This is a genomic window from Methylacidimicrobium cyclopophantes (assembly GCF_902143385.2).
Classification (GTDB): domain Bacteria; phylum Verrucomicrobiota; class Verrucomicrobiia; order Methylacidiphilales; family Methylacidiphilaceae; genus Methylacidimicrobium; species Methylacidimicrobium cyclopophantes.
Genome location: NZ_CABFUZ020000248.1, coordinates 1 through 2025 on the forward strand (window position 1 = coordinate 1; position 2025 = coordinate 2025).

Sequence of the window (2025 nt, forward strand, 5' to 3'; positions counted from 1 at the left end):
AATTTGGCCGTGAGTTCCACGGTGTCAGCCTGTGGAGAGGAAGGCTCTGGCGCACGTCGCAAGACGCGCGTGAAACCGGCCTCGAGGAAGCAGGAAGTCAGCTTTGAACCTGTGTGAGCAGGAATGAGTAAGTCTGACAGAACGGAAACTTCTGCTGCAGCCTCCGCCAGATCGTCCGTTCGCATTTGGAGTAGTAGTAGACCGGCAGGCCACGCCGCCGGGAAAGAAATCCCCATGCCTCGCGGAAGGCCTCCGTCTGCAGCCGGGAGGAGATGGAAGCGCTCTTTGGCTCCCGGTTCGTGATCGACCTTTACGAGATCGTGCGGAAGAAGACCGAATGGCCGACGAGGGATTTCTCGATCAAGACCCTCGCCAAATATTGCGGGTTCGTCTGGCGCGACGCCCATCCCTCGGGCGCCGCCTCGATCGAATGGTTCGACCAGTGGGTCCGGAGCGGAGACGGGGAGGTCCAGCAGCGGATCCTCGACTACAACGAGGATGACCAGGTGCGCGGCAAGCCCCGCCGTTCAGGGCGGGGAAGGATAGCGCGGACGGCGTAGCCGTCCTGTTTCTGGATGTCGGGCCGGTCCTCGCGCAGCAGACGGCTGGACACGCCTTTGAGGCTGTTCACGCTACTGGAGACGGCGACCGTGGGCGCAGTGCCATCCGTGTCGAATATCGTTGTCACCGCTAATAGACAAAAGTATAATTGAGTTATGCAACGAGTTCAAGCCTATAAATACACGCTACGGCCCAACGGCTGGCAGGAGTGGCAGATGCGCCGCTTCGCTGGCCGTTGGGCATCAATTCGTATCTGAAGGCTTGGAGGCGTTGCATAGCCGCAATTATACTCTTGGTCAATTCTTGCTTGCCGAACCCACGGCTTTATGCGTTGATGTAGTGAAGGGATGCACATGACAGAAAAACTCCAGCACATTGATTTGGAGCTCGTAAAGCTCCGAGAAGGAGAAGGCGACAAAGCGAAAGGAAACTAACATGAACATGGTAATTGGGTTGGCGGTGTTGGCGTGGATTGGTGGCCCTGGTGGCGGGGGTGGAATCACGTTCCACGGGCCTAATGGGAGCGTAACGTCTGGCTTCTTAAACGGGAAGCCCTTCAATTCCTTCGAAACCCCGCTCGGAGGCGGAGGAATTGCCGATGGGAAGCTCTTCTCCTATATCCGAAATCAGAACGGCGGTTATGTGGGAAACTGGGGCGACAAGCCCTTCAACTATTTCCCGATGCCGAGCTTGGGAGATCCGCCGGCCGGCAACGGCATTTCACCCTTCAATTTCATTGGAGACATAGACAATGACGACGAATAACGACAGTCAACTACCCCGCCCTAAAGGGCGGAGCTTGTTGAAAGACAGGCTCGGTTGACCAGGGAGAGAGAAAGACACTGATCTACGTCACACACAGGTCGTTCAGACGCACCAGCGAATGCTTCCTCAGTTCGCTGCTCTGCAAGGTGAGGATCATGCTGGCGAAAGGTAAAGCGTCGAAGGTCCTCACCGCTGCCGCGAGGCAGGAGCCGGTGTGTGACATTCCCGAGGGGAGATGCCCGCAAGGGCGCGTCACCGGTCCCGTAAGGGGCGAAGGAGTTTGAAGTGGCAGTATTTGTATTGGACCGCAGGAAAAAACCGCTGATACCGTGCTCGGAGAAGCGGGCGCGGCTGCTGTTGGAGCGTGGTCGGACGCGGGTGCATCGTCTGGTGCCCTTCACCATTCGGCTGATCGATCGCTTGCAGGAAGATTCCGCCCTGCAGCCTGTTCGGCTCAAGCTCGATCCCGGCAGCAAGACCACGGGTGTTGCCTTGGTGCGAGAGTCGCAAGAGGTCGATGCCGACACGGGCGAAGTTCACCGCCGCGCCCATGTGCTGTTCTTGGCTGAACTCATGCACCGGGGACATGCGATCCGCGATGCGCTCAGACAGCGTGCGGCGTTTCGCAGGCGTCGGCGCAACAACCTGCGTCATCGTGCGGCGCGATTCGACAATCGCCGCCGCCCGCAGGGCTGGCTG

At 58.8% G+C, this 2025-nt stretch carries 3 protein-coding genes; all 3 read left to right on the top strand.

The window, feature by feature from the left end; all coding sequences use genetic code 11:
• Positions 1–272: 272 nt before the first annotated feature.
• Entirely contained in the window at positions 273–560 is a 288-nt protein-coding gene (locus FN369_RS09785) for a ribonuclease H-like domain-containing protein (protein WP_142525959.1), read from the top strand.
• Between the two features lie 436 nt (positions 561–996).
• The gene (locus tag FN369_RS09800) at positions 997–1326 is read left to right on the top strand and encodes a hypothetical protein (RefSeq protein WP_142525960.1); all 330 of its coding nucleotides are present in this window, start codon (positions 997–999) and stop codon (positions 1324–1326) included.
• A 285-nt stretch (positions 1327–1611) separates the two neighbouring features.
• A partial coding sequence (locus FN369_RS09805) for an RRXRR domain-containing protein (protein ID WP_178087798.1) occupies positions 1612–2025 on the top strand: 414 nt, incomplete at its 3' end.

Bases quoted from the DNA above. Each gene is read 5' to 3' on its own strand.
- FN369_RS09785 (WP_142525959.1), top strand. From the start codon at position 273: ATGGAAGCGCTCTTTGGCTCCCGGTTCGTGATCGACCTTTACGAGATC.
- FN369_RS09800 (WP_142525960.1), top strand. From the start codon at position 997: ATGAACATGGTAATTGGGTTGGCGGTGTTGGCGTGGATTGGTGGCCCT.